21 protein-coding genes are annotated in these 24,978 nt (G+C 64.8%); 11 read left to right on the top strand and 10 right to left on the bottom strand.

Features of this window, described 5'->3' with window-relative positions; genetic code table 11:
• Positions 1–15: 15 nt before the first annotated feature.
• Positions 16–648, bottom strand: a complete 633-nt coding sequence (locus BFE01S_RS38940; RefSeq protein WP_084169979.1) for a recombinase family protein — start codon at positions 646–648, stop codon at positions 16–18.
• 166 nt (positions 649–814) lie between these two features.
• The gene (locus BFE01S_RS38935) at positions 815–1,402 is read right to left on the bottom strand and encodes a recombinase family protein (RefSeq protein WP_042337766.1); all 588 of its coding nucleotides are present in this window, start codon (positions 1,400–1,402) and stop codon (positions 815–817) included.
• Between the two features lie 324 nt (positions 1,403–1,726).
• Here BFE01S_RS38935 and BFE01S_RS41935 point away from each other — a divergent pair, with 324 nt between their 5' ends.
• The 3 genes from BFE01S_RS41935 (at position 1,727) to BFE01S_RS38925 (ending at position 4,645) form a co-directional block, all read left to right on the top strand.
• Positions 1,727–2,941, top strand: a complete 1,215-nt coding sequence (locus tag BFE01S_RS41935; RefSeq protein WP_052420908.1) for an EAL domain-containing protein — start codon at positions 1,727–1,729, stop codon at positions 2,939–2,941.
• The gene (locus BFE01S_RS16540) at positions 2,938–3,411 is read left to right on the top strand and encodes a hypothetical protein (RefSeq protein WP_156967040.1); all 474 of its coding nucleotides are present in this window, start codon (positions 2,938–2,940) and stop codon (positions 3,409–3,411) included. The genes BFE01S_RS41935 and BFE01S_RS16540 overlap by 4 nt, the downstream gene beginning before the upstream one ends.
• A 367-nt stretch (positions 3,412–3,778) precedes the next feature.
• Positions 3,779–4,645, top strand: coding sequence for a Crp/Fnr family transcriptional regulator (locus tag BFE01S_RS38925; protein ID WP_084169956.1), 867 nt, complete (start codon positions 3,779–3,781; stop codon positions 4,643–4,645).
• Between the two features lie 22 nt (positions 4,646–4,667).
• Here the strand turns inward: BFE01S_RS38925 and BFE01S_RS16530 are convergent, their stop codons facing one another.
• The 8 genes from BFE01S_RS16530 to BFE01S_RS16495 all read right to left on the bottom strand — a co-directional run bounded on the left by BFE01S_RS16530 (position 4,668) and on the right by BFE01S_RS16495 (position 14,955).
• Positions 4,668–5,321, bottom strand: coding sequence for a hypothetical protein (locus BFE01S_RS16530; RefSeq protein ID WP_156967039.1), 654 nt, complete (start codon positions 5,319–5,321; stop codon positions 4,668–4,670).
• Positions 5,318–6,550, bottom strand: a complete 1,233-nt coding sequence (locus BFE01S_RS16525) for a glycosyltransferase family 4 protein (protein WP_028226475.1) — start codon at positions 6,548–6,550, stop codon at positions 5,318–5,320. The genes BFE01S_RS16530 and BFE01S_RS16525 overlap by 4 nt, the downstream gene beginning before the upstream one ends.
• Entirely contained in the window at positions 6,547–8,313 is a 1,767-nt protein-coding gene (locus tag BFE01S_RS38920) for a heparinase II/III family protein (RefSeq protein WP_042337765.1), read from the bottom strand. The genes BFE01S_RS16525 and BFE01S_RS38920 overlap by 4 nt, the downstream gene beginning before the upstream one ends.
• Complete coding sequence (locus tag BFE01S_RS16515) at positions 8,310–10,484, bottom strand: bi-domain-containing oxidoreductase (RefSeq protein WP_028226474.1); 2,175 nt, start codon at positions 10,482–10,484, stop codon at positions 8,310–8,312. The genes BFE01S_RS38920 and BFE01S_RS16515 overlap by 4 nt, the downstream gene beginning before the upstream one ends.
• Positions 10,481–11,701 (bottom strand): glycosyltransferase, encoded by a 1,221-nt coding sequence (locus BFE01S_RS16510; protein ID WP_028226473.1) that lies wholly within the window; start codon positions 11,699–11,701, stop codon positions 10,481–10,483. Before BFE01S_RS16510 ends, BFE01S_RS16515 begins: the two co-directional genes overlap by 4 nt.
• Positions 11,698–12,981, bottom strand: coding sequence for a glycosyltransferase family protein (locus BFE01S_RS16505; RefSeq protein ID WP_028226472.1), 1,284 nt, complete (start codon positions 12,979–12,981; stop codon positions 11,698–11,700). The genes BFE01S_RS16510 and BFE01S_RS16505 overlap by 4 nt, the downstream gene beginning before the upstream one ends.
• Entirely contained in the window at positions 12,978–14,150 is a 1,173-nt protein-coding gene (gene wecB / locus BFE01S_RS16500) for a non-hydrolyzing UDP-N-acetylglucosamine 2-epimerase (RefSeq protein WP_028226471.1), read from the bottom strand. Before wecB ends, BFE01S_RS16505 begins: the two co-directional genes overlap by 4 nt.
• A 91-nt stretch (positions 14,151–14,241) precedes the next feature.
• Positions 14,242–14,955, bottom strand: a complete 714-nt coding sequence (locus BFE01S_RS16495) for a response regulator transcription factor (RefSeq protein ID WP_028226470.1) — start codon at positions 14,953–14,955, stop codon at positions 14,242–14,244.
• A gap of 505 nt (positions 14,956–15,460) precedes the next feature.
• On the opposite strand from BFE01S_RS16495, the gene BFE01S_RS38915 reads away from it, so the two are divergent.
• From BFE01S_RS38915 to BFE01S_RS38905, 8 genes are all read left to right on the top strand, one after another.
• Complete coding sequence (locus tag BFE01S_RS38915; protein WP_042337764.1) at positions 15,461–16,567, top strand: MraY family glycosyltransferase; 1,107 nt, start codon at positions 15,461–15,463, stop codon at positions 16,565–16,567.
• Positions 16,564–17,742, top strand: coding sequence for a glycosyltransferase family 4 protein (locus BFE01S_RS16485; protein ID WP_028226469.1), 1,179 nt, complete (start codon positions 16,564–16,566; stop codon positions 17,740–17,742). The genes BFE01S_RS38915 and BFE01S_RS16485 overlap by 4 nt, the downstream gene beginning before the upstream one ends.
• An 11-nt stretch (positions 17,743–17,753) precedes the next feature.
• Positions 17,754–18,266 (top strand): acyltransferase, encoded by a 513-nt coding sequence (locus tag BFE01S_RS16480; protein WP_028226468.1) that lies wholly within the window; start codon positions 17,754–17,756, stop codon positions 18,264–18,266.
• Positions 18,263–18,805, top strand: coding sequence for an arsenate reductase/protein-tyrosine-phosphatase family protein (locus BFE01S_RS16475; RefSeq protein ID WP_156967038.1), 543 nt, complete (start codon positions 18,263–18,265; stop codon positions 18,803–18,805). Before BFE01S_RS16480 ends, BFE01S_RS16475 begins: the two co-directional genes overlap by 4 nt.
• Positions 18,798–21,014 carry a polysaccharide biosynthesis tyrosine autokinase gene (locus BFE01S_RS16470; RefSeq protein WP_028226466.1) on the top strand — a complete coding sequence of 739 codons (2,217 nt, stop codon included), beginning with the start codon at positions 18,798–18,800 and terminating at the stop codon, positions 21,012–21,014. The genes BFE01S_RS16475 and BFE01S_RS16470 overlap by 8 nt, the downstream gene beginning before the upstream one ends.
• Positions 21,011–22,330, top strand: coding sequence for a UDP-N-acetyl-D-mannosamine dehydrogenase (wecC, locus tag BFE01S_RS38910; protein ID WP_084169954.1), 1,320 nt, complete (start codon positions 21,011–21,013; stop codon positions 22,328–22,330). The genes BFE01S_RS16470 and wecC overlap by 4 nt, the downstream gene beginning before the upstream one ends.
• Before the next feature lie 40 nt (positions 22,331–22,370).
• Positions 22,371–23,684: an oligosaccharide flippase family protein gene (locus tag BFE01S_RS16460; protein WP_028226465.1), complete on the top strand. Its 1,314-nt coding sequence runs from the start codon at positions 22,371–22,373 to the stop codon at positions 23,682–23,684.
• Between the two features lie 107 nt (positions 23,685–23,791).
• Positions 23,792–24,973: a polysaccharide biosynthesis/export family protein gene (locus BFE01S_RS38905; protein WP_042337762.1), complete on the top strand. Its 1,182-nt coding sequence runs from the start codon at positions 23,792–23,794 to the stop codon at positions 24,971–24,973.
• The last annotated feature ends 5 nt before the right edge of the window (positions 24,974–24,978 follow it).

Raw genomic sequence — 24,978 nt, 5'->3', positions numbered from 1 at the left:
GAACGCGATACGGCCTCAATGCCTTGCGGCGTGTTTTGCACGGGGAGGCGGGGCCGTCGGCCGATCCGTGCCTGCACCGACGGGCGCATTGCAGCTAGTCCGGGCCACGAGTCGGCGCAAGGTCCGCGGGTGAACGTGAAAATGATCTGCTACCTGTCGGGTAGTCCATCCCTCAGCGTCGAGCAGGCGACTGGCTTCCTGGCATTGCCCGGTGTCCAGCGAAGGGCGTCGCCCGAGACGCCTGCCCTCCGCCCGCGCGGCCGCCATGCCGGCACGCGTGCGTTCGCTGATCAAGGCGCGCTCGAACTCCGCGAGTGCCGCCATCACGTGAAAGATCAGGCGGCCGCCGCTGGAGTTGGTGTCGATATGTTCGGTGATGGACTGGAACAGCACGTCGCGCCGGCCCAGTTGGTCCAGCAACCGTACCAGATGCGGCAGCGAACGTCCCAACCGGTCCAGCCGCCAGACGACGAGCTTGCCGCCTGGTTTGATGCGACGTAGCGCCCGGTCGAGCCCTGGCCGCGACATCAGACTGCCCGAGATGCCATGGTCCGAGTAAATCCTGACGCACCCCGCCTTCTCAAGCGCCTGGATCTGCAGGGTTAAGTTTTGTTCGTCAGTTGAAACACGTGCGTAGCCAATGATCATTGTGTGGTTCTCCGTACCTTTGTAGGTAGGGAGATCACACCACATGTCATGTCTCATTTCCCAAATCAGGGGCGGCCCGTCGATTGGGCTGCGACGTTTCGCGCCTCCGCCGGTCATCAGACTTATCACGTTCCATGTGCCGGCCCTGGGCGCGACCGACCAGGATTCACACGTCCCGGTCGGCGTTGGAAGGGTGCGCTACCGCTTCCTTCGCCAGCATGCGTGACAGGGTGCGGGGATGAACGCCCAGGTGCGCGGCCACGTCGCGCGCCTCCCACGCCTCCTCCAGCAATTGACGCGCCTGCTGCACTTGCGCCGAGGACAGCAACGGCCGTCGGCCCAGACGCTTGCCGTTGGCGCGCGCCGCCGCCATGCCCGCCAGGGTGCGTTCGCTGATCAATGCACGCTCGAACTCCGCGAGCGCCGCCATCATGTGGAAGACCAGTCGTCCGCCGGACGAACTGGTGTCGATATGCTCTGTGATCGATTGGAAGCGCACGTTGCGCTGGCCCAGCGATTCGAGCAGCCGCACCAGGTGCGCCAGCGAGCGGCCAAGGCGATCCAGCCGCCACACCACCAGCTTATCGCCGGGCTTGAGGCGGCTCAAGGCCCGATCCAGCCCCGGCCGGGAAGTTGCGCTGCCGGAAATACCCCGGTCGGTGAACACCTTGTCGCAACCAAGCCGGTCAAGCGCCTGGATCTGTAGATCCAGGTTCTGGTCATCGGTGGACACACGTGCATAGCCGATCATCATGAGTGGTAACCCCCAAAGACATGGGGCATTCCCACGGGCGGCGCCGCGTGGACCGACGAAGCGCGCCAGGCTGACAACAACCTACCCTTGGCTGCGCCCCGGATTGACAGAAATGGTCCTTTTTGTCACGCGTTCTTGCGCGATGCGAAACTAGATGGCAGTGGGGTTTCTGCGATCTGATCGGCTTATTTACAAAGGGTTACACAAAGGACCCATTGTGCACCTCTTCGAGAGAGTTGATGAGACGCAGCCGCCTGCCGATGCGGGAACACGCAGTGGATCAGCCGATTTGCGCAGGCCGTCGCAGACAGACAAGGGGATGCAGTGAGCCCCGCCCAGTCACCCATCGCCGGCCTGCTGGTCGAACTGCATAACCACGCGCATCTGGCTGTGTTGCATGGCCACGACTTCACTGCTGATGCGATGCGCATGCTGCAATGGCGTGCGCATCTTTGGGGCGGCTCGGTTACCGAGTTGGGGCCGTCGCGCTTTCTGGTGACGCTGCCGCCCGATGTGGCGGCGAAACCTGTGATGCCCCCGCACGATTCGGCCTCGCGCATTGAGCGCTGGCAGGTCGAGATGGCCGCCACGCCGCTCGTCTCCGATACGCACGACGCACGCCCGGTGGTCACGGTTGACCCGGTGCGTTACGGCGGCCTGGGCGGCATCGGTAGCGGCTACCACTACCCGGAGCAACTTGAACGCAGCGACGCTTCAGTGCCAACGCTTAGCGCGCCGCAGTTCGGCTGGCGGTGGCGCATGGATTACGAGCGCGACATGGCGCTGGCGGTCGCCTTCGGCAAAGCGCTGGTTCAGGAGCGGGTGAATTTGGCCTTTCAGCCGGTGGTGCGCTACGACCAGCCACAGGTCGCGCTGTACTCCGAGGGTCTGCTACGTGTCTTTGGGTTGCCCGGTGGGGAGGGCGCCGGGCAAGTCACGCCTGTGCTGGAGCGCCTCGGATTGATCCGTGCGCTCGATCGCCTGGTCGTGCTCGCCGTGCTGGATCAACTGGAACGCCATGACGAGTGGCGCCTGGGCTGCAACGTCTCGGCCTGCAGCCTGGTGGCCGATGTCTGGTGGGCCTCGACGTTCGACCGCCTCGCGGCTCGACCGGAGGTCGCGGCCCGGCTCACGATCGAGATCACCGAGACCGCTCCAATCCCGGATTTCGATATTGCGGTTGCCTTTGTCGAACGCCTCAAGACACTGGGCTGCCAGATCGCGCTGGACGACTTCGGGTCCGGCCACAGCAGCCTTGCGTTTGCCCGTGCGACCCGGCCGCAGATCATCAAGCTCGACGCGTATTGCCTGCGCGACGCACGGGATCGCGATGCTGGGCTGCGTACCTTTAGGCATCTGGTCGCGTTATGTCAGACGCTGGCCACCCACGTGGTGGCTGAAGGCGTTGAGCAGACCGACGACGTGCGGATTGCCTTCGAGGCCGGCGTGGACTGGCTACAAGGCGTGGCACTGGCACCGCCGGTACCGTGCAGCCCGCCCGTGACCCTGCTGGACGTGGTGCCGGAGGCGGACGCATGAGCACGGTACGGCCTTTCATGACATCCGTGATCGCCCACATCCGGCGCTTGGTCGATCCTACACCGGAGGATTGCCTGTGCCGGCTCCAGCGGATGCTCCCGCAGGACATCGCGCATATCGACGCCGTGCAGTGGGCCCAGCGTTGCCTTACCCAAGCGGAAACCGTGGTCCGGAGACGCGGCTGCCTTGGCATCGTCAGGCCGGGCGACCGGCAGGCCATCGACACCTACGAGAACGCGCTGGCCGTGGCGTTTTACGGCTTCGAACGCTACCACCGTGTCGATCCGCTGGAGCCGGCGCCCGGCTCGGACTGGAGCGAAAACCAACTGCAGCGGATGCGGCAGCTCGGCCAGGGACACGGCCGCCTGATCCGGTTGAAGGCTTACGGCCCCGTGCCGCATGGCGGACGGGACGACGAGCCTGTCTACAAGCGTCCGCCCTGGTGGACGCCGGACACCGACGAGCATTGAGGCGCGGCCATCCAGGCACGACGCAAAGAGTCAAAGTGTCAGACGAGCTATAAGTTCCCGGACAAAAATATCACGTGAACAAAACTATGGACCGTATGCAGTGGGGTGTGCACGAAGCAATCCCGTATGACCCGTCGGGTCGTAATAGATTCAGAGGGCGTCCATCGATCACGGTGGTTCAGGGCAATGCAGGTATCCGGGGACGGAGAGTGACGCCGTCCAGCAGGCATGCGCGTCTTTCGGTCTTTCCGCTGGGCAGTCGTCCAGTCAAGAGCGAACGGGGATACCTGCGAGGAACGCTGCGTGCAGCATTCGGCCTTCTGCCCGTTTCAGCAATCGTTTTGTCAGCGTTGCAAGGAAACGCACCATGAGCGATTCATGCCGCGACCGAGGGGGAGTTGGGCGGGTTTCAATCGAAATCCTGCGTCGTCAGCGTCTGTTGTCGAGTCTCGATGACAGTGCATTGAGCAGCATCGCCGCGCATGTGCGCACGCGCCGGTTCAAGCGGGGCGATATCGTGATCAGCCGTGGTGCGCCTGGCGCGGCATTGATGTTTGTGCTATCTGGCCGTCTGCAGCAGGTTTCGGTCAGCGAGGACGGCCGCGAAGTCGGGCTTGGATTCATCGAACCCGGCGAGTACTTTGGCTTGCTATCGATCATTGACGGACATCCACAGACGGTATCAATCATTGCGGTGAACGACGCGCTCGTTGGTTTTCTCGATCGTGAGCAGGCGGAACGCTTTCTGCTGCGTTCGGTCGAGGTGACATATCTGCTGCTCTGCCAGCTCTGCGAGTCGATCCGGCAGAGTTTCGACGACCGTTCGAAACTGGGTGTCACGAGCGCGCGTGCACGGGTGTACGCTGTGATGGCAAGCCTGGTCACAGTAGGCTGCGACGGTATCGCGACGATCGAAAAGCCACCTAACCAGCGTGCGATCGCCATCACCGCCACGGTCAGCCGCGAAACGGTTTCGCGCGCGCTTAACCTGCTGGTCGAGAACCGGATCATCCGCAAGGACCACGGCCGCTATCTGGTGCTCGACGAACACGCCCTGCATCGCGCGGCGCGTGGCGAGCTCGAGTTCAACGAGATGCGTGCCGGCGATGTGGCCGTCAGCGAGACAGGCGGCGAGGCGTCCGCCGCCGAGGCCATTATTGCTGAGCGCACGGAGCGCGGCTGGATCGAGGCACGGCACGCCGCGCGCATCGGCCGGCCATCGGTCAATCGATGAACCGGCGGTCGGCCGTCAGTCGTCAGTCGTCGGCAAAAGGCCGCAGCACCGTCAACGTGCCCGGCCGCCCGCCGATGCTCGTGCGATCCACGTCGGGCGCGAGCTGTTCGTAGATGCTCGTGCTGCGGTCACCCGCACCCGCATTGCGGTTCGTCGACACCACGCTCGTGCAGCTGGGAATGGAGGGCAGCGGCTCGCTCAACCCGGTCGCCGGATCGTATCCGATGCCAGCCGCGCTGTCGGTGCCGTTACCCGGCCCGCTGCCCGGCGCATACGCGCCGAGCGCCGGGCCCGCCCTGCGCGTCGAACTGCCAAGCGCATCGCAGGGAACGAGCGGCATCGCGAGATCGGGATCGCTGCCAACCAGCACGTCGTGCGTCGATTGTCGCGGTGCCTGCTGTGACTGGGCACGCGCGGCTGCGCCGTTGCCGCCGCCCAGCGCGCCGCGCGCGCGCCCATGCAGATTCGCATCGCGGCCGCCGAACTGCGGCCGTAGCCACGAACTTTCAGGCGTCCGCTGCCGCGTGGGGGACGCGTCCTGCGAGGCGGACGGCGAGCGCATCATCACGTCCGAGTTCTGCGCGTGCGCCGGCAGCGGCAACGTCAGTGCAAGCGCCACCGCGAGCGCGAGTGTTGCGGGTACCGTGAATGCGGATGAATTGTCGAGTCTCATCATGATTCCGGTTGTCCGATCTGCCGCGCGATCGCGTCGATCATTTTGCGCGCGAGGCGGCTGCGGTCGAAATCGCCCGCGACTCGCACCGCATTGGTCCGGAAGCGCTCAAGGCTGGCCGGATCGGCAGCCAGGCGCACGATAGCCGCGGCGAGCGCGGCCGGATCCTCCGGTGCGACGATCTCGCCCGTGCCGAGCTTTTCCAGCAGCCCCGTTGCTTCCCCGCGTGGCAGCGAGGCCAGAATCGGCGTGCCCATCGCCATCGCTTCGAAGATCTTCGAAGGCAGCACGCTCCTGAACAGCGCGAGGTCGCGCAGCGGCACGAGGCATAGATCACATAGCCCGAGCAGTGCCGGCATGCGCTCCCTGGGCTGCCGCGCGACGAACGACAGATTCGTGAGCGCGAGTTCCTGCGCGCGCCGTTCCAGCGCGCGCTTCTCGGCGCCGGCTCCCACCATGATGAACGCGATGTCGCTGCGATGCCTGAGCAGCGCGGCCGCTTCGAGCACCTTGTCGAGGCCGTGCGCCATCCCGTGCGTGCCGAGATAGCCAACCACGAAGCGCCCGGTCAGGCCGAGCTCATCGACGAGTTGCGCGTCGCGCGGTCCTGGCGTGAAACGCGTGAGATCGACGCCGTTCTGCACGACTTCGATTTTGCGCGCGTCGATGCCTCGCTCCGCGAGTTCGCGCTTGAACGAATGCGTGACGGAGATCACGGCACAGGCGCTGCGGTACAGGTACATCTCCAGCGCTTCGAGCATCCGGATCACGAATCCCGAACGCAGCGCGCCCACTTCGACGATTGATTGCGGCCACAGGTCACGCAGCTCGAAAACGAACGGACGGCGCCGCATCATGGCGATGATGCGGGCGCCGAGCGCCGCGAAGAACTGGGGCGAGGTGCCGATCACCACGTCGCAGCGTGGCAGCAGCGGCGACGCGACGATGGCCGCCAGCATGAACGAAACGTAATCGAGCGTGCGCTTGATGAAGCCTTCGTTCGCCGTGATGTAGGTTTTCACGCGCACCACGTCGATGCCCGAAATGGTTTCACGCTGCCACCAGCGGTTGTGATACCCGGCAAACAGTTTGCCTTCGGGAAAATTCGGTGCAGTGGTGACTACCGTCACCGAATGCCCCGCTTCAACCCATACGCGCGCATGCTCGTACGTGCGCGAAGCGGGCGCGTTGGTCTCGGGATAAAAATTGTCGGTAACGAAAAGTATTTTCATGCCGCATTCCCGAACGAAAACCGCGTGACGAGCGTCGCGTGCAGGAACGGCAGGCGCAGCAGTTTGCAAGGCAGCTTCACGCCGAAGCCCGGATGATGAAAGTCGTCGACGATGCGTGCAGCCGCACCGGTATGCGTGATCCTGCACACCGTGTCGCCGCCGTCGCGCACGATGATCTCTCCGTCGGCACCGTGCACGACATCCAGATGCGTGGCGAAGCGCAAGGTCGCGAACGTTTCGTCCAGTTCCGTCAGTGTGCGGCCTTCCGCGCTTTCCAGCCGGTCGACAATCACGAGCGTGTCGTCGTCGCCATGCCAGGTGCGCCGATGGATGACGCGCCCAGGCAGATGCGCGTAACCGGTGTGCGACGCGCTGACGCTCCACTCGGCACTGTCGTGCAGCGGGCCGTCCGGCAGCGCGACCGCCACCGGACTGCTGCCGCTGGAGCGCACACGGTCCGAGCGCCCCGCCGTCCCGCGCATGTCGCAATCAACCGGATAGGCGCGGCGTCCGACACGGAATGCGCTCCAGACGTCGGATGAATTGTGTGACTGGTAGGTGACCGTGTTATGGGCGGCAGTGCTGCGCTCGCTCATGCGCTGGGCGCCGATTGCATACGTGCTCGTTCCCGCGTCGACGATCAGCCGTCGCCCGGCCAGTGACAGCTCGAAGGTCAACGTGTCCGCGTGCGCGTGGCCCGGCAGATAGTCGGGGCCGATGCGCGCGACGTCGAGCAGCGCGACATAGTCGCCGCATTCCACCCGCACGTACCCCGATGTTTCCAGCGAAGTCAGCGTCCGTGTGCCGGAGGCGGGTTCGAGCGCTATGCCGAGTTGCTCCGCGTATCCGGCGAGTTCCGCATAGGTTCGCGCGATGCCGAACGCCGCATCGTTGAACTGCGCGATCTCGCCGTCGGGATGCGTCATCGCATGCAGCCATGCGAGCGCGGTGGGCAACGGCTTGCGTGCGAGCGCGAGACAGGCGGTTGCATCGGGACTGCGCCGCTGTACGCCGACGCCCATTGCCAGGTTGACGATGTCGAGCAGATCCTCGACGAAGATCGAGTGATACATCGGGCTCAATTCGAAATGCCCGCCATCGTCCAGTGCCTGGCGGGGCAGTTCGCGGCGCAGGATGGCGAGCCCCGTCGCGAGCCAGGCCGATGCTTCAGGCGTATCGAAGAAAAGGCCCGCGCAAACCAGCGCCTTCGCGTTGGCGAACAGATGATTGCCCAGCAGGTGATATTCAAGCCGTTGCGCGAGATAGCGTACCTGTACATAGAGGCTCGCCAGCGCGTGGTCGGCAAGCCACCGGCCCGAGCTCGCCCATTTGATCCAGTTCACGATGCGCAGCGACAGCGGATAGGGCTCCCAGCCCGTGCCAACACCCACTGGATTGGCTTCGATCCACCGGTCGATCAGCAACACGAGCGCACGTGCGTGCTGCTCGCGCGTCGCCTGATTCAGGTAATTGAAGTAGTGCAGGTTGTATAGCCATAGCCGCGCATGATGCGGCGCATTCCAGCCGTCCGCCAGATCGCCTTCCTGATTCAGGAAGCGGAAGCGTCCGTCGCCGAGATATTCGTCTGGCGCCGCGGCGAACGGCACGGGCACCGCTTCGCGCGAATTCGCCCGCACCGGGACGTCGACGTGTTGGTTGATGCGCGCACGCGGCAACAGCCCGTATTTGGCGCGATACAGCACCTGCGCCGGGTGCAGGTGCCGAACCGTGTGGAACAGCCGTACGGCTTGCGATGGCGTCATCCCAGCTCCTGCGCGATGTCGATCGTCACGCCGCTCACTTCGAGCACTTCGGCAAGCGGGATCGGCGCGGGGCCGCTGTTCGCGATCGCGTCGACGAACGCCGCCACGCACGCTTCCTGCCCCTTGTTTTGCCGCCACAGGTTCTGCCTGGTGAACTGCGGCCAGCCATAGCAGCGCAGCTTCAGGAAGTTGTCGAGCACCAGCGCCTTGCCGCCGCAAAACACTTCGAGCCGTTCCTTCGGCAGTGAGCGGTGCCCGTTCGCGAAGTAATGGATCGTGCCTACCGAGCCCGATTCGAAGCGCAGCGTGATGCTCGCGGTATCGCAAGAGGCCGGTTTGATGGCTTCAAAGCCCGTCGCCTCGAACGACGCGATCGGGCTGCCGGCGAGATACCGCAGCAGATCGACGAAATGGCACGCCTCGCCGATGATGCGCCCGCCGCCGCTGTCGCGGTCCTGGGTCCAGTGGTCGGGCGCAATCATGCCGGCATTGACGGTGAGCACCAGCGCCTTCGGCGCCGCGAGCGGCGCGAGCAGATTCTTGATGCGCGTCACTTGCGGCGCGAAGCGGCGGTTGAAGCCCGCCATCAGGATCGGCTCCGGCCGTTTCGCGAGCCGCGCGCTCCTGGTGGCCGCCGCCATCGCCTCGGTGATGCGCTCCAGTTGCGCGCGCGTGAGGCAAAGCGGCTTTTCGACGAATACATGCTTGCCTTGCTGGAGCGCCTGCAACACGTATTCGGCATGCGTGTCGTGGCGCGTCGCGATGACGACTGCTTGCGCGTCGGGCGACGCGCACAGCGCAGCCGCGTCAGTCGACGCAAATGCCGCGGCATGCTTGCGCCCGTAATGCGCCGCAGTCACGCCATTGCGCGACGCGATGCCGTTGAGCGCCGCGCCGGCGCGGCGGAACGCCGGAATCAGCACGCGCCCCGCATAGTTGCCCGCGCCGATCACGTTGACCCGCACGGCGGAGGGCGCTACGGGTACCGCCTTGCCGGCGAGCGTCAGCGGCACGGTGCGCTCGCTCGCATCAGCGGACTTCAGGCGTGCATCGTTGCGCTCCGGTGCCTGCTGCGGATAGCCGATCACGATGCCGAGCGACGGCGTTTTCTCGACCAGCAGCGCGTACGCACGCTCTGCTTCGTCGAGTTTGAAGCGGTGCGTGATCAGCGCTTGCGGTGTCAGGCGCCCATCGGCCATCAGCCGCAAGGCGGCAGCGATATTGCGGTTTTCGGTCCAGCGCACATGACCGATCGGATAGTCGAAGCCCTTTTCCTCGTAGCGAGGATCATAACGGCCGGGGCCGTAAGAGCAGGATACCTGAAAACTCAGCTCCTTTTCATAGAAGTCGGCGCGCGATAGCGCGAGGCCCGCCACGCCGACGAGCACGATGCGGCCGCGCGGGCGCGACATCTTCGCGGCCTGCGCAACGGGTTCGTCGCTGCTCGTCGAAGCGCAGATCAGCACACCATCCACGCCGATGCCGCCGGTGCGCGCGATGATGTCCATTACCACGTCGGCGTCCGCGGGTACCGTCGTCGCGCCAAAGGTCGCCGCCAGCGCCGCGCGCGAAGGATCGCGGTCGATGCCGATCACGCGGCAGCCGTTCGCGATCAGGATCTGCACGGTTAGCAGTCCGATCAGACCGAGACCGATCACGACGAACGTCTCGCCGAGCGTCGGCGCGGCGAGCCGCACGCCTTGCAGGCCGATCGCGGCGGGAATCGCGAAGGTCGCGTCTTCGTCTGGAACGTTGTCGGGAATGCGCACGCACAGGTTTTCTCCCACGGTGACGTACTCGGCATGCTTGCCGTTCGAGACGACGCGATCACCCACCCGGATGCCGCCCACGTCGGCGCCTGCCGCCGTGACGACGCCCGCATTGCAGTATCCGAGCGGCAGTGGCTGATCGAGCTTGTCGGTGATCGCCGACAGTGTGGCGACCAGGCCGTCGGTGCGTACCTTCTGCAATGCGTCGCGTACGCGGTCGGGCTGCTGCATCGCCTTGCCGAGCAGACTCGCGCGGCCAAAGTCCACCAGCATGCGTTCGGTGCCCGATGACAACAGCGTGGTCGTTGTTTCGATCAGTACGCTGCCGCGCGACATCGCGGGCATCGGTACATCCCACAGCGTGGTACGGCCGTCCTTGAGGTTTTGCAAGACTTGTTTCACGTGGTTTCCTGATGGGATCGCTTCGAAACGGTAAGGGGCGCAGACGCTGGAGCCTGAGGCGCGGCTGTCACGTCGGGACGCCCAATGAGCGCGCCGTACTGCGCTTCATAGCGGGCCGCGCAAAGATCGATGGAGAACTCGCGTGCCACGTGTGCCGCGGCTTGAGCCGCACGCGCTTGCGCTGGCTCTGGTGCGAGCAGGCAATCGAGCATCGCGGCGGCGAAACCCGCCGCGTTTCCGACCGGCGCGGATGCATAGGTTGCCGTGCCGAACACTTCAGCGATTTCCGGCAGGGCGGTCGCGATGACCGGAATGCCTGTGAGACAGGCTTCGATCAGCGCGACGGGCAGACCCTCGTAGCGTGACGGAAAAACGAATGCGTCCGATGCATCGAGGTAGCGCGGCACGTTCTCGAGCACGCCCGCGAACGTCACGCGATCGTCGATGCGCAGGAGCCGCGCAAGCTGCTGAGCGGCCACCCGCAGTTCTCCATCGCCGATCAGCAGCAGCTTCGCGCGCGCCGCGGCTGGGTGTGCGCGAAGCTGCGCGAACGCCTCGAGCAGCACGTCATGCGCTTTCTGCGAGCTTGCCAGCGTCTGGCCGCGAAACGCGCCGACGTGCACGTACAGGAACGCATCGGCGGCGATTCCGAGAGATGCGCGCAGCGCGGCATCGTCGCGCTGTGTGCCGGTGCGGTCCATACGCGCGACGCCGTTGCGTACCGTGACGACGGCCGACTTCCGCACATCGCCGAAATAGCTTGCGTACGCCTCTGCCACCCGCTCGCCGCATGCGACCGAGGTCGCGAACAGGCGGTCGAGCAGCCACGTGCCGGCGCGCGAACGTGTGCCCTGGATCGCCGTGTTGTGGATCGTGCGGATCAGACGCTGACGCACGGTCAATGCATTGACGCCGGCGAGTATGAAATCGGCCGCGTACAGATGCGAGTGCATGACCTCGGGCCGGAACGCGCGAACCACGCGCATCAGGGAGACCGCGCCGTCCGGCCGTCGCATCGAGTGCAATGCGCGGCCGCTGACGGCGATGCCGCTGGCTTCGAGACGGTCGGCGAGTTCCGCGCCGCGCGGCCCGCGCGCGCCCGCGAGCAGCGCGACGCCGACTTCATGGCCGCGCCGGCCGAGTGCGAGCGCGAGTTCGGCCACGAGCGTTTCGGCACCGCCCGCCGACAAGGTCGGTACGACCTGGAGCACTTTCATGACGATGTCTCCGGGCTCGCGCCGTGCCGGTCGGCGAGCGCGCGGTGCACGTGCGTGAGCCACGCGTCGAAGCGGCTGTCCCAGCCGCCTTCCTGTTGCAGATAGCGGCGTGCGGCAGTAGCGACGGTATCCGGCCCGCTGCGCCGCTCGCGCATGACAGCTTCGACGGCCCTGGCGATGTGCGGCCAATCCGCCGGCGCGGGATGCGGGTCCACGACGATCGCAGCATCGAGCGCGCCAGCCGATTCGGCGGCGTTGCCCGCCGCGCGATTGCAGATCACATGCAGTCCCGACAGCAGGTACTCCCAGATCTTCGTGGGTGATGCGACCCGGTTGATCACGTGATCGTCACGGAAGATGATGCCGAAGTCGGCGATTCGCAGATGCGCATGCAACTCGGCCGGCGGCACGCTTGCGATGATGGTGCCCGCCGCGCTGGCGAGCGCGCCGAGTTGCTGGCGCGCGGCGCCGGGGTCAGCGGTGAAGACGACGAAGCGGACCTGCTTCACGTGCTTCGCGAGCGTTGCCACGAAGCTGGCGATGGCGGGGATCCGCTGATAGGCCTGCACGCCGCCGGAATACACGATGACCGTCTCGTCATCGGCGATGCCGTAGTCCTGCCGGTTTACGCGTACCGCGGCATGCGTGAAGCTTGGCGAAGACTTGACATCGAGAACGAACGCCTTGTGATGGAACGCGAGCGAACCGAGCTTGCTGCGCAAATGGCTGATCATGTCGTCCGACACGACCAGATAGGCATCACAGACCCCCAGCGCCCGCGCTTCCTGCCGATGAAACCAGCGCGTCGCCTGTGCCGCGGCGAGTCCTTGCTCGCGGCGCCGGTATTCGGTTTCTTCCGGCACCGCTCCGTGCAGATCCGCGACCTGCAACGCGTGCGCTGTACGCAACAGCGTGACGGCCGCGGCTTCGTGGCCCTCCGCCTGCACGACGGCTGGCCGCAGCCGCAGCCGCAGCGCGAACGCGAGCGGGCGACCCCACCAGACCGCGAGGCGCCGGCCGAGTTCGTAGCGCGAGACCGGCGGCGCGATCCATTCGAACACCCGGCTCGCGCCGCGCTTGAGCAAGATCTCGCGCCAGCTCCGCGCGCGGTGCGCGATCGGCACGAAGCGCAGCACGCAGACCGTGAATCCGCGGGCCGCATAGCTTTCCACCATTTGCAGTACGCGCGTGGCGTAGCCGGAAGTCGGCGCGTCCGCGTTGAAGCAGGTGATCAGCACGAGGCGGCCGTTCGGGCCCTGGAGGTCCGTCGTCACTTTCATGACAGCGCCGGCACGCTGACCGACGGGCTGCGCTGCCCGGGCGCATAACGCTCGCGCAGGAACGACACGATGCGCTCGCTCGCGCGGCCATCGCCGAACGGATTCTTGCGGGTCGAGCGGTCGCGGTAATAGGCTGCGTCCGTGAGCAGGCGCGTGCATTCGCCGACGATGCGGTCTTCGTTCGTGCCGACCAGCGTGACCGTGCCTGCCTCGAGCGCCTCGGGGCGCTCGGTGACATCGCGCAGCACCAGCACCGGCTTGCCGAGCGACGGCGCTTCTTCCTGGATGCCGCCCGAGTCGGTGAGGATGATTGCCGAGCGCCGCATCAGCCACACGAACTCGGGGTAGTCGAGCGGCGCGATGAGGTGCACGTTGTCGACGTCCGCCAGCACCGATGACGCGATGCGCTGCACGTTCGGATTCGGATGAACCGGATACACGACCCGCACGCCGGCGTCTGTCGCGATGCGCTTCAGTGCGCGGCATAGCGACGCCAGACCGTGCTCGTGATTTTCGCGGCGATGCCCGGTCACGAGCACCACGCGTTCCTCGCCTTGCAGGAATGGGTAGCGCGCATGCAGCGAGGCCGCCACGCCGCCGTGGCGGCGCGTATGGTCGAGCGTCATCAGTAGCGCGTCGATCACGGTGTTGCCCGTCACGAGAATCGACGGGCCTGGCACGCCTTCTGCCACCAGGTTGTGCTGTGCCTGTCTCGTCGGTGCAAAGTAGTGCGTGCCGACCAGGTCCACCACGCGCCGGTTGAACTCCTCCGGCCACGGCTGCAGCAGATCGCCGGTGCGCAGGCCTGCCTCCACATGGCCGATGTCCACGTTCGCATAGAACGCCGCGATCGACGCCGCCATGGCCGTCGTTGTATCGCCATGCACCAGCACGCAGGCGGGCTTGACCTCGGCAAGCACCTCGCCGACGCGCGTCAGCACGTTCGCCGTCAGGCTGGTGAGGTTCTGGTTCGCGCGCATCAGATCGAGGTCGATGTCCGCTTTGATCTCAAAGTTGGCGAACACCTGATCGAGCATCTGGCGATGCTGGGCGGTAGCGCAGACGACGGCGCGCACATGAGGATCGCGCCGCAGCCGGTGGATCACCGGCGCCATCTTGATGGCTTCCGGCCGGGTGCCAACGACAGCGAGAATGGTAGGCTGGGTCATGACGGCTCGATGTGGAAAAGCGCGGCGCACGCGGCGCCTGATACGCGTGATTGACGGAATTGCAGTGGAATATATTTCGGAAAGCGAATTATCAGGAAACCAGCCCAGACGCTGTGAAGGCATAGCCGAAGCCATGCGCGACGCGAATGGGGGTGCCTTCTGGATGGTCGCCGAGCTTGCGACGCAGCCGGCTCACCAGCGCTTGCAAGCGCCGCTCGTCGTAGTGCAGGTAGTCGTAGCCGAGTGCCGTGACGATATCGCGGCGCGATACCGGCTTGCCCGCATGCGCGAGCAGCAGCGACAGCAGCGAGCATTCCGTCGCGGTCAGTTTCACCTGTTTTCCGTCTGGAGAAAGCAGTAGCCATTTGCGCGATACGAGCAGCCACGCGTCCAGCGGCTTGACGCTTTCCGCAGGCTCGGACCGGACGGCGAGACGGTCCGGGCTGTCGCGCATGCGGCGTGCAAGACTTTCGACGCAGGCCGTGATCTCGCGTGAGTCGTACGGGCGGGTCACGCAGGAGTCTGCGCCGTTTTCCAACGCCGCGACGCGCGTTTCGTGATCCTGTCCGTCGATCAGGGCAACGATGCCGAGCCGCCGGTGGGCGCGCAGCCGCGCAATGGTTGCCTCGACTTCTCCCGGTTTTTCGCAACTGCCCACGACGATGATGTCGCACGGATACGCGGCCAGGTGGCGCGTCAGCGCGGCGACATAGGCCATGTCGGTAACGCGATGCCCTGCTCGTTGCAGCGCACTCGCCAGTTGCGCCCGTGTCGCGGGATCGGATTCAACAATGGCGATGAACATGCCCCGTTTCCTTCTAATATATTTTCGTGTAGTTAAATATTCCGGTTTCGGTTGCAGTGCCGAAATCGGAAATAGCCCGGTCCAAGGCGTTTTCTATTGCGTCCGATTCAGCGCTCGGACGACTGCATAACGGCATATGCCATCTGCAGACCTTATTCTGCACTCCTTCGGAGGAAAAGGCTGCGACATCTGTCACATCCTGGTGCAGGTTGTTTCCTGCATGCTTGCAGGCATTCGCCGCGCTCCCCCCCACGGATTCGCGGCTCCTTGCTGCCGAATGCGCTTGCAGAAGGTTGTTTCGCGACTAAACGGCTGGCTTCCGGGGGCGGGCGCCCGGAAAACTCCCCGCGCACCGGTTCTGACGAAAACCAACCATTGCTGACACATCGGCCCGATTATTAAAACCGGTATTTATAGTGGCGGAAAACCTGAAGGGATCGCGGCTGAATCGTGATTGACGCGTTCGGCCGCCCGCATACACGACGTTTTTGATTCGGGCTGAAACATGGAACCAGTACTGATATTCGCGCTCGCATTCTTTCTTTCCGCAGTGCTGTTTCAAACCCGCGGCTGGCATCTGGCTCTTACTGGTGACAGTAACCTTGCCGGCGTGCAAAAAATGCATGGCGTGTCGGTACCGCGCATCGGCGGTGTCGCGGTGTTCGGAAGTCTGGTGCTTTATGTTCTGCTGGCACGCCAATGGGGCGAACGGAGCACCTTGATCGAGCTGCTTTCTCTGACGTTGGTGTGCGCGTTGCCGGCGTTCGGCGCGGGCCTTGTCGAGGATATGACGAAGAAGGTATCGCCGGCCATGCGGCTGTTGATGACAATGGTCTCGGCGCTTCTTGGTTACTTCGTGCTCACGGCGAGCCTCACGCGAACCGGCGTTCCGATGCTCGATCACGTGCTGCAATTCGCCGTGGTGGCGGTGCCCGTGACGCTCGTGGCGGTCTCCGGCGTATCGAACTCCATCAACCTGATCGACGGCTGCAACGGTCTCGCGTCCGGCGTGAGCTGCAGCGTGCTGCTGGGTATCGGCGCGCTCGGCTACGCGAGCGGCGACACGGTGTTGCTTCAGGTAACGCTCGTGTGCGTGGCGGCGCTGGCGGGCTTCATGATGTGGAACTTCCCGCTTGGGCGGCTATTTCTGGGCGACGGCGGTGCCTATTTCGCCGGTTTCATCGTGGCCGAGCTGGCATTGCTGCTCGTCGCTCGCGATCACGCGGTGAGCCCCTGGTCGGTCCTGCTGCTGATCGGCTATCCGGTCACGGAGACGCTCTTTTCGATCGCGCGCCGCCGTCTCGTGACGCGCGCGCCTGCCGCCGAACCCGATGCGCAGCACCTGCATCACCTCGTGTATCGCTGGATCGCGCTGCAGCCGTGGTCGGCCGACACGCGTCTTGGCGATCTGCGCAACCCGCTCACGACTGTCGCACTGTGGCTCCTGAATGCGGCGGCTGTCGTGCCGGCCGTCTATCTGCGCGACGACGAGCTGGGCACGATCGCGTGGCTGTGCGGCTTCGTGCTGTGCTACGGCGCGCTGTATTGCGCGTTGTATCGCGTCGGCTCGCTCGGCTCGGGCTTCGTGCAACGTCCGTGGATCGAGCTGTGACGGCGCGCGTCACCCCGGCAAGGACCGGTGCCGCTTCCGTTCCGGGCATCCTGTTCGACTTCTCGGGCATCCGCACGGGCGGCGGCGTGCAGCTGGCGCTCAATTTTCTCGATAGCGTGTTCTCCCGCGAATGGATGGGCGTGAAATTATTCGTACTGCTGCCCGACTCAGGCGAGTTGGCGCGCTATCCGCTGAAGGTGCCGGCTTCGCACCAGTTGCGCTGTCCGTCGCAGGTGTTGCGGCGTGCATGGTTCGAGCGCACCACGCTGCAGTCGTTCATCCGCGACAACGGCATCGTGGTCATCAAGACACTGTTTGGCGCGGGCCTGCCGCATGGCCGCGACGTGACGAGCGTGGTCGGGATCGCGTACCCGATCATCTGCTACCCGGAGTCGCCGTACTGGCGCCACCTGCCGTGGCGCGCGGCGCTGCGTCAGCGCATCAAGAACGCGGCACGCCGCAGGCGTTTGCTGGCGGCGGATCGCGTGATCGTCGAGACGCCGGTGATGCAGCGGCGGATCGCTGCATGTTGCGGACTCCCGCTCAACAAGGTCTACGTGCTGCCGCCCGCGCCGTCGGATTACCTGAACACGGCGTCGCACGCCGCAGCCGATGTGCGCCCGGTCACTTTCCTGTTCCTGAGCGGACCGTCGCCGCACAAGAACCTGTGGCGTCTGCCGGCGGTTGCGAGGCGCATGCTCGCGTCGGGCGCGGCGGGGCGCTTCCGCTTCCTCATCAGTTGCAACGCGGATGCGCTCGCGAACGAACTGAAGGGCGACGCCGCCGCCGCTGGGCATTTCGATTTTCGCGGCGCGGTCGCATCACGGGATATCCAGTCGCTGTATGACGAGGCGCATGTGCTGGTGAATCTCAGCGATCTCGAGAGCTTTAGCAACAACTACATGGAAGCGTGGAAAGCGAACGTGCCGCTGCTCGTCAGCGATCGCGACTTCGCCCGGGAAATCTGCGGAGAAAGCGCGATCTACTGCGAACCCCACAACGTCGGGCAGATCGCGGAGCGCATGCTCGCGTTCGTGCACGGACAGGTCGACGTCGCGCGGCTGGTGGCGAACGGGGTTGCGCGTTTGCGCCACCTCGGCAATCAGGACACACGTATGGACCGGATCCACGCGATGCTGCTTTCGTGCGTAGCCGGTGAGGGCGTGCCGTGCTGAACAGGCGTGCTGTGCGATACGCCCTGGTGGTGTGGGTGGAGACGATGCTCGCGATGTTTTTCGCGATGCCGCGGCTGCGCAGCTGCAACGCGGTCAAGGCGCTGGCCTTGCGCTCGCTCGGTGCGCGCATCGGCAAGCGCCCGGTGTTCTATCCAGGCGTCTGGATCGTGCCGGGACGCCATCTGGTCGTCGGCGATGACGTGGATTTCGCGCCTGGCGTGGTGGTCACGACAGGAGGGGGCGTGCAGATCGGCGATCGCGTGCTGATCGGCTATCGGGCCCAGATTCTGTCCACCAACCATGTGATTCCGCCACTGCCCGGCAAGGTGTTTTCGAGTGGACATGCAGGCCGACCCGTGAAGATCGGCTCGGATGTATGGGTGGGCGCGAACTGCATTCTCCTGCCGGGTGTGACGGTCGGCGCGGGCGCGGTGATCGCCGCCGGCAGCGTGGTTACGAAGGACGTGGCCCCCAACGCCATCGTCGCGGGCAATCCTGCGCGGGTCATTCGCACCAGGACGTGATTGAAGGCTACGGTATCTCGCTGGGCGGCGCACGGACAAGTTCTCGGAGCAACCCTCAATGTTCAACCTCCCGGATTGGTCTGATGATAAGGAATATTTTGGTCGTATGCATGGGCAATCTGTATCGCAGCCCGATTGCCGAGGCACTGCTGCAAGCGATGCTACCCGATTGCGAAGTACGTTCCGCCGGACTGCATGCCGCGCTCGGCGCGCTTGCGCCGACGGCGTTAAGGGAAATCTTCGCTGCCCATGGCCTGACGCGCCCGCATTGGGCGCCGTGGCAGATCGGCAGTGCCGACGTGTCGCGCGCCGATCTGCTGCTGGTGATGGAGATGGCGCAGAAGCGCGAGCTCGAGAAGCGGTTTCCGGCCGCTGCCGGCAAGACGTTTCTCTATGGCGCGTCAGTGGGCGGCGACATCGAAGATCCGCATGGCGGCGACGCCGAGGTGATCGAACGCTGCTTCGAGCAGATCCGTGCCTGTGTACCGGGATGGGTTCAGCGCGTCGACGCGCTCAACGGAGCGCGCGAGCATGGCTGAATCGACTACCGAACGCTTTTTCCTGCGCGGTGCCCAGGAACAGGAACGCAAGCTCTCGTACTACCTTGAGCTCGTGCTCTCCAACAAGGCGCTGATACTGGTCACGACGGCCGTCGTGGTGGTGCTCGGCGCGATCTACCTGCTGGTTGCTCCTCCGACCTATGAGTCGGATCTCGTCATTCAGGTGGAGGACCAATCCGGAGGTTCCAGCAACCTGCTCGGTGATCTTTCGTCGGCGCTGCAACTGAAGGCCGGCGCGCCTGCTGAAATGGAGATCATCAAGTCGCGGCTGGTGGTCTCGGCGGCGGTCGAGAAGTTGCGGCTCTACATCGATGCGCATCCGGTCATGATGCCGGTCGTCGGACGCTACCTGCAAGGTCGGCCGCCCGCGAGCGGCGCGTTGAATCCGCCGCGTTTCGGCTTCGACGGATACGCATGGGGCGGTGAAATCATCGAGGTCGACCGCTTCGATGTGCCGGCCGAACTGGAAGATAAACGTTTCACACTGACGGATCTGGGCGGCGGACGCTTCCGGTTGGTCAACAGCGAGGGCAACATCGATACGACGGGACAGGTCGGCGTGCCGCTCGTGCTGACGACCGATCCCGGCACGCTCGAGCTGCGTGTCTCGAAGCTCGTCGCCCGCGCGGGCGAGCGCTTCGAGTTGCGGCGCCATTCACGGCTCGACGTGATCGACGGGTTGCAGCGTAACCTGACGGTGCAGGAGCTGGGCCGCGAATCCGACGTGATCGGCGTGACGCTCACCGGGCGGGACCGGCGACGTACTGCCGGGTTGTTGAACGCGATCGCAGCGGAATACCTCGCGCAAAACCTCGAGTACCACGCACTCGACACGCGCAAGACGATCGACTTCCTGAAAGGACAGTTGCCGCGCCTGAAGGCGCAGCTGGAGCGATCCGAAACCGCGTTCAACGCGTACCGCAATCGCTACGGCACGATCGATCTCGCCGAGCAGACCAAGCTGCTGCTCGAGCAGTCGGTGGATGCCCAGACGAAGCTGCTGGAGTTGCGCCAGAAGCGCAGCGAAATGAATGAACGCTTTACGGATCTAAACCCCGCGGTCGGCGCGCTTGATCAGCAGATCGGTACGCTCGACAAGCAGCTCGCGAGCTATCAGCAACGGATCGCCGATCTTCCCGCGCTGGAGCAGCAACAGCTGACGCTGGTGCGCAACCTGCAGGTTGACACGGACCTGTACATGAACCTGCTCAACGCATCGCAGGAACTCGCGATTGCGCACGCGGGTAAGGTCGGCAACGTTCGCGTGGTCGACTACGCGGTGGCGGCTGAACATCCGATGAAGCCGAAGAAAGCTCTGGTCATGGTATTCGCGCTGATCGGGGGGCTGGGCATCGGTATGACACTCGCGTTTCTCAAGTGGGCCGTGTTCGAAGGCGTGCGCGACCCAGGTTCGCTCGAGGAGTCGGTCGGCTTGCCGGTGCTCGCCCAGATTCCGCGCTCCGCGCGGCAGCGGATGCTCGACCGTGCGCAGGAGGGCAGCACAGTGCTGGCCGCTCGTTACCCGAACGAGCCAGCGATTGAAAGCGTGCGCAGTCTCCAGATTGCATTGCAGCTCATGTCGGTGGAAGCGGGCAAGGGCGTGATTCTGATTGCGGGGCCAAGCCCGAAAGTTGGCAAATCGTTCGTCTCGGTGAATCTCGCGACGCTCCTCGCCAACTCGGGTGAAACGGTCGTGCTGATCGACGGGGATCTGCGCCGTGGGCGTTTGCACAAGGCGCTAGGGGTGGAGCGCACGCCTGGGCTGTCCGAATACCTGCGCGAAAAGGTTTCACTCGACGCGGTGATCCGCAAGGGCGGGAGCGACCACTCCGACTTCATCGCGTGCGGAGACTATCCCGACGCGCCGGCCTATCTGCTGATGTCGCCTCGCTTCGCGGAACTGCTCGCGTTGCTGAGATCGCGCTATCGCTACGTGATCGTCGATACGCCACCGGTGCTCGCGGTCGCGGATACCGCGATCGTCGGTGGCCATGCGGATCTGGCACTGATGGTGGTGCGTGAAAGCGTGACCTCAATCGACGAGTTGGAAAATTCCATCGCCACGCTCAAACAAGGCGGCGTCAGATCGCGCGGCATTGTCTACAACGATATGGACATGCGGCGTGGCCAATACGGATCTGGCCGGCGACGCTATGTCGGCTATTACACCTACGGGGAAGACAAATGACCACGCTCGATCTCGTTTCCGGACCTTCAGCCAACACCCACTCCGATTCCGTAACGGGGGACTACGACGTCTGCGTCGTCGGTCTCGGCTATATCGGTCTGCCGACGGCAGCCATCGTCGCGCAACGTCTTATGCGCGTGCTGGGTGTCGATGTAGACCCTCGGGTGACCGATGCGGTGTCGCGCGGTACCATCCATATCGAGGAGCCCGGCCTTGCGGAGCAAGTCGCGCATGCGGTCCGGCACAAGCTGCTGAGCGTCGCGCGAGCACCGCAGCAGGCCTCCGTGTTTCTCATCGCGGTGCCGACACCGTTCGAAGACGATCATTCGCCGGATCTTAAGTACGTGCGTAGCGCGGCATTGTCCGTGGCACCCGTGCTCAGGCAGGGCGATCTCGTCGTGCTGGAATCGACCAGCCCGGTCGGCGCCACCGAGCAGATGTGCGAATGGCTCGCAGAAGCGCGCCCCGATCTCAAGTTCCCTCACAAAGACGATGGCGCGACGCCCGACGTTTTCGTCGCGTACTGCCCGGAACGGGTGCTGCCTGGCCGTACCTGCATCGAGCTGGTGAAGAACGATCGCGTAATCGGCGGCATCACGCCGGCGTGTGCCCGTCGTGCCGTCGAGTTCTACCGCCGTTTTGTCGAAGGTGATTGCGCGATCACGGATGCGCGCACAGCCGAGCTGTGCAAGCTGTCGGAAAACAGCTTCCGCGACGTCAACATCGCGTTCGCCAATGAGCTGTCGCTCGTGGCCGCGCGTTTCGAGGTCGACGTGTGGTCGCTGATCCGCCTCGCGAACCGGCATCCGCGCGTGAATATCCTCGAGCCGGGACCGGGCGTGGGCGGCCACTGCATCGCTGTCGATCCGTGGTTCATCGTCAGCGGCGCACCCGACGAGGCGCGGCTTATACGCACCGCGCGCGAAGTCAACGACTACAAGCCTCAGTGGGTGCTTGAAAAGGTGCGCCGCGCCATCGCCACCCATCGTGCGAAGCAGGGTGACGAGCCGGTGCGCATCGCCTTGCTGGGCCTCGCGTTCAAGCCGGATGTCGACGATCTGCGCGAGAGCCCGGCCGTGACGATTGCCGATGCGCTGACCCGCGAGAGTGGCTGCGAATTGCTGATCGCGGAGCCGCATATCGATACGCTGCCCGCCGGGCTTCAGGTGCCGAATGCGTATCTGATCGATGCCGATGCAGCGCTTGCCGTGGCGGATCTCGTGGTCGTGCTCGTCAAGCACCGCGTGTTCCATGCACTCGATCTCGCCGCGCTGCATGGCAAGACGATCGTCGACACCAAGGGGCTGTGGCAATAACGTGCGCGGTTTTCGTGTCCCTGCTGTCGCGCGCGGCGTCATGACGCGCAGCATGCCGCTCGCGAGGTTTGGCCGTGTGGCCGGCTGGAGCGTCGCCGGTGCGCTGGCCGGGCGCGCCGCGGCCCTCGTCTCCGCGGTGCTGCTCGCGCGCGTGCTCGGACCTGCGCGCTACGGCGAGTACGTGCTGGTGCTCGCCACGGTGACTTCGATCGCGAGTCTGTCGACGAGCGGCCTGGGCGTGGCGGCCAGCAAGTATCTCGGCGACTTTTATGGCACGAGGGCGCCGCGTCGTGACTGCGGCGTGCTCATCGTGATGCTTGCGGCGCTCTTGTACGCAGTGCTTGCCGGTGGCCTTTTCGCGATCGCAGCGCCGTCGTTTGCAAGGGAGCATTTCCGTGATGAGAATGAGACGCTTGTCGGCGCGCTCGAACTCGGCGCATTGGCCATCTTGCCTGCGGTTGTCCAGGGCGTGGTTCAGGGCACGCTATATGGGCTCGAACGTTTTCGCACCAACGCGTGGATTTCGAGTGCCGGTGCGATCTCGCTCGCCTGCACGGTGCCGCTATCCGCGTGGCTGGGTGGTGTGACGGGAGCCCTGGAAGCGCTGCTCGCCGTGACGGGTGCGTGGGCATGCTATGGCGCGTGGGTGGCGTGCGCCGGCATCGGCTGGCGTGATGCGTGGCATGCGACGTGGCGGGGGCCGGAGGCGCGGCGCTTTCTCGCCGTCAGCACGCCGATTGTATTGAGCGCGCTCACGATGGCGCCGGTGAACTGGCTTGCGCTGTCGCTGCTTGCGCGCACCCCGGCGGGTTTTGCGCAGATCGGGCAGTACAACGCGGCTTACCAGTGGTACGTGGGCCTGACGTTCATTCCGACGGTGATCGCCGGCACGGTGCTGCCCGCGTTGTCGCGGTTGCGTGCCTCTGGGGACGGACGCGGCTTCGCGATGCTGACGCGCCACAGCATTCTCGCGAATGCGCTCATCGCGTGCGCATCGTCGCTGGCGGTGTGGCTGATGGCCGGCTGGATGATGTGGTTATACGGCCCCGCATACCACGGTGCCGCGCCGCTGTTGCGATGGCTTGCGTTTGCCGCGGCGGCAAACGGACTGAATGCGGCGATCGGGCAGATCATGACGGCGACCAATCGCCTGTGGTTCGGACTGCTTGTCAATGTATTGTGGGGTGGGATCTATCTGAGCTTTGCGTGGTATCAGGTGCCGCGTACCGGCGCCTTGGGGCTTGCACAGGGACTCGTGCTCGCCTATGTGGTGCATACGCTGATTCACCTCGCTTTTTTGCGCCTCCATCTGCGTGAGACCGCATCTGCGCAGCACGAGGAGCGACCCTCGTGATTTCCACCGGTTTCGCCAGCATCACGACGTCCTGCAAGACGCCGCACCTCCGCTGACGCAGCCTCGCTGCGGGGCTCGCCCTATTCACCCGAAGGATCTTCGCTTTCATGAGATATATCGCTGTCACCTTTGCTTCTTCGATCTGCATTGTTCTTTCCGGCTGCGCCGCGGCGCCTGGCATGCATTTCGACGCCAATCCTGCCGCGCAGAATCAGACGCAGGACAGCGGCAGGGTCGACGTGAACGGCCAGCACTACATGCTGCTGCCACTGACGGTGGCGGGTGTAAACGCGACGGCTTCCGTGGCGGTGCGTCCGGCAGCGGACGAATTGGCCGAGAACCTGGTGCAGCCAGGCGGCTATCAATACAGGATCGGCGTGGGCGACGTGCTGCATGTGATCGTGTGGGATCACCCGGAGTTGAACAATCCCGGTATCGGTGCGCAATCAAATAGTACAAGCCAGCTAGGCAGCGCACAGACGCTCGCCGCGCAGGCGGTGGCATCGTCCAACGGCGGTGACGCGCTGGGCCGCGTCGTGCAGGCGGACGGCACGATCTATTACCCATACATTGGCGCGTTGCACGTTGCGGGCAAGACGGTACCGGAGATTCGCGCGGCGCTGACGGCAGGCATTTCGCGCTATGTGCGCTCGCCTCAGCTCGATGTTAGCGTGGTGAATTTCCGCAGCCAGAAAGTATACGTGACGGGCGAAGTGAAGCAGCCCGAAGTCGTGCCGATCACCGATGTGCCGATGACGATTGCGGATGCGGTCGGTCTTGCGGGCGGCATCACGCCCGATGCCGACCTGTCGGGCGCAACGCTCACGCGCGGCAAGAAGCAGATTTCGGTCGATCTTTATCGCTTGCTGTATCTCGGCGACATGCGCAACAACATCCGGCTCGTCAATGGAGACATCGTCGACATTCCGAACCGGCGTATCAAGAAAGTGTTCGTGATGGGCGAAATTTCCAAACCCGCTTCCATTCCGATGCCTACGGACGGCCCGTACACGCTCGCCGAAGCGCTCAACGACGCGGGCGGCCTGAATCCGCTGACGTCGAATGCGCGGCAGCTCTACCTCGTGCGGGCGAGCGGCCCGAATATGACGACCGTGTTCCATCTGGATTGCTCGTCGCCGGTTGCGCTCGCGCTGGCCGATCAGGTGGTGCTGGCGCCGCGCGACATCATTTACGTCGATACGGCGAGCATCACGCGTTTCTCCCGTGTCGTGTCGCAGATGCTGCCGTTCGCCGGCGGCCTCGCGGATATCAAGAGCCTCGGCATGTAGGCGAT

The sequence above is a fragment of the Paraburkholderia ferrariae NBRC 106233 genome (genome assembly GCF_000685035.1).
Taxonomy (GTDB): Bacteria; Pseudomonadota; Gammaproteobacteria; order Burkholderiales; family Burkholderiaceae; genus Paraburkholderia; species Paraburkholderia ferrariae.
This window is presented reverse-complemented; position numbering and strand designations above follow the sequence as displayed.